Source organism: Natronospirillum sp., from assembly GCF_022565775.1.
Taxonomy (GTDB): Bacteria; Pseudomonadota; Gammaproteobacteria; order Pseudomonadales; family Natronospirillaceae; genus Natronospirillum.
This window is the reverse complement of the sequence record NZ_JAIUMC010000168.1, coordinates 1-2869: the sequence shown is the minus strand read 5'-3', so window position 1 is coordinate 2869 and position 2869 is coordinate 1. Positions and strand designations below refer to the sequence as shown.

Annotated in this window: 3 protein-coding genes; 1 reads left to right on the top strand and 2 read right to left on the bottom strand. The window is 61.2% G+C overall.

From position 1 onward, the window contains the following. Positions 1-169 precede the first annotated feature (169 nt). Together trxB and LAT62_RS16275 are read right to left on the bottom strand one after the other, a co-directional pair. Positions 170-1129 carry a thioredoxin-disulfide reductase gene (gene trxB, locus LAT62_RS16280; protein ID WP_293386287.1) on the bottom strand — a complete coding sequence of 320 codons (960 nt, stop codon included), beginning with the start codon at positions 1127-1129 and terminating at the stop codon, positions 170-172. A gap of 137 nt (positions 1130-1266) precedes the next feature. Further along, entirely contained in the window at positions 1267-1920 is a 654-nt protein-coding gene (locus LAT62_RS16275; RefSeq protein ID WP_293386285.1) for a hypothetical protein, read from the bottom strand. 27 nt (positions 1921-1947) lie between these two features. Here LAT62_RS16275 and nadC point away from each other — a divergent pair, with 27 nt between their 5' ends. Continuing rightward, the gene (gene nadC / locus LAT62_RS16270; protein ID WP_293386283.1) at positions 1948-2796 is read left to right on the top strand and encodes a carboxylating nicotinate-nucleotide diphosphorylase; all 849 of its coding nucleotides are present in this window, start codon (positions 1948-1950) and stop codon (positions 2794-2796) included. Positions 2797-2869: the final 73 nt, after the last annotated feature.

The following is a 2869-nucleotide window of genomic DNA, read 5'->3' as shown; positions in this document are numbered from 1 at the left end:
AAAAAACGTCATCCCTGACAGCTCGACTCCGCACATCCATGTGCGGAGACGGTCTGCGGCTGAGTACACCGCCGTCCGGCGGCCCCGGCACGCGTCTGCAGGGTGGTACAGTGTAGGCGCGTGCCTTGGCCGCGCTTGGCGGCGTCAGCCGCCTTGTATAAAGGGGCCTTCAGACCCCCTCAAGGTCATCCAGAAACTTCTCGGCATCCAGCGCCGCCATGCACCCGGTACCGGCGGACGTAATGGCCTGCCGATACACATGGTCCATCACATCACCGGCCGCATACACACCCGGGATGCTCGTCTGGGTGGCATTGCCCTCGGAGCCGCTCTGTACCTTGATATAGCCGCCGGCCATATTCAACTGGCCGTCAAACAGCGAGGTGTTGGGCTGGTGGCCGATGGCGATAAACACGCCGTCCAGGTTCAACTCCCGGGTTTCGGCGCTGTCGGTATGCTTGATACGCACGCCGGTGACGCCCATCTCGTCGCCCAGCACTTCATCCAGTGTATGATCCCAAAGGATCTCCACATTGCCGGTACGCGCCTTCTCCATCAGCTTGTCGGCCAGAATCTTCTCCGAGCGGAAGCGGTCTCGACGATGGATGACCGTCACCTTGCTGGCGATATTGGACAGATACAGCGCCTCTTCAACGGCCGTATTGCCGCCGCCGACCACACACACCTCCTTGCCGCGATAGAAGAAGCCGTCACAGGTGGCACAGGCCGACACCCCTTTCCCCATGAACGCCGACTCGCTGTCCAGCCCCAGGTACTTGGCACTGGCGCCGGTGGCAATGATCAAGGCATCACAGGTGTAGACCGCCTGGTCGCCCTTCAGAGTGAACGGACGCTGCGTCAGTTCCGCCGTGTGGATATGATCAAAGATGACCTCTGTATCAAAGCGCTCTGCGTGGGCCTTCATGCGCTCCATCAGCGCCGGCCCCTGCAGGCCTTCGACATCACCTGGCCAGTTGTCGACATCGGTGGTGGTGGTCAATTGACCGCCCATCTCCATGCCCGTGATCAGAACTGGCTCGAGATTCGCCCGCGCGGCATAAACAGCCGCTGTGTAGCCGGCCGGGCCTGAGCCCAGAATCAGAAGTCGGGCGTGTCGGGTGTCTGCCATGGTGTGTTGGTCCTCTCAGTAGTTTGTTGAATGCCGTCGGCCAACTATGAAGCCTGCAAAAGGGGGAATTTTCAAATTGAGTGTCAATATGGGGGTGATAGTTCGTGCTGCAACCCCAACGCATGCCCTGTTTGGCACTAGGCCCCCAGCCACCAGCGAATCAGGATGGCAATGGCCAGCCACTGCCAGCGCAGACTGACAAACGTCTTCCACAGTGCGGAAAATGCCAGCTCCTCCCGGGTGCGGGTAACGAACTGCAGGCACCAACCATACAGGGACCCGGTCGCCGGCCCGGGGCGACTCAGAGACCACTGCAGCGAGGTGCGCGACTGGCGGACCAGACTGTAATGCAAGCCGACCAGTTGTGCCAGACGCAGATTCAGCACACGGTTCACCAGGTGCCGACCCGGCAGGGGCGTAAAGCGCAGCCACCACAGCAGCAGCACACCCCAGATTCCCCCCAGCGCAATCACCGGCAGGGGTACGAAATAGCGCCGCAGGCTGCGCGCCAGCAGTTCCGCCTGTTCCGGCGGGGCCAAAGCCCCACCCTGCTCCGGTTTCAGCGGTCGCCCGGCGAAAAGCAGCAACAACATGCCCAGCGCCAGTCCGGCGCGCCACCATCCCTCCAGATACCAGGCCGCCACACTGAGCAAGACCGCGAACGCCAGCACCAGCACGGGGGCCGTACCGCGCCCTTTCGCAAGGCGCTCGGCAATGGGGTACACTGACGACCCAAAGGGCTGCCAGCGCAGCAACAGCGTGCTGACCAGCAGTGCCAGCCCCAGCGTCAAAACCTAGCTCTCCGGGAAGTGTTGTTCATGAAACTGTTACCCGTCCCCTATGCGGACCGCCTGCGGAATCACATTGATGCCACAGTGGCTTTTGCATTACAAGAAGACCTCGATGGCATTGGTGATGTCACCGCTGAATTGATTCCCGAAGACCAGCAGGCCAGCGCCCGCATCATCGTCAGGGAGCCTGCCGTCTTCTGTGGTCGCCCCTGGGTCGATACGGTGTTTGCGCAACTGGATCGCGAAGTCAGCATTGACTGGCGCTGTGAGGACGGTGACACGGTGCGCGCCGACGCCATCATCTGCAAACTCAGCGGCCCGGCCCGCAGCCTGCTGACCGGCGAACGCACCGCCCTGAACTTCATTCAGGTGCTTTCCGGCACGGCTACCGAAGCCAGCCGCTATGCCAAGGCAGCCGCGGAACATGACCTGATTGTACTCGACACCCGCAAGACCCTGCCCGGGCTGCGTCTGGCTCAGAAATACGCCGTCTATGCCGGCGGCTGCGAAAACCATCGCCTCGGCCTTTATGACACCTACCTGATCAAGGAAAACCACATCGCCGCCGCCGGCGGCATAAAACAGGCCATCGAGCGGGCACGGGAACTGCGCACCACCCAACTGATTATTGTCGAAGTTGAAACCTACGAAGAATTCATGGTGGCACTGGATGCCGGCGCCGACCGTATCATGCTGGATGAACTGTCTGCAGAGGATCTGGGCAAGGTGCAGGCTGTTGCGACCGACATCCCCCTGGAATCATCCGGCAGTTTCAGTCTGGATCACCTGAAAGACGCCCGCAGCCGCTACGTATCGGTCGGCGCCCTGACCAAGCACGTCAGAGCCATCGATTTTTCGATGCGGATCGAGGACTGACCACAATCAGGCTACCGCCTAGTGTCCCGAGTGGTTAATTCGTCACGGTTCTGAGCCACTGAGCGCTCTGAGA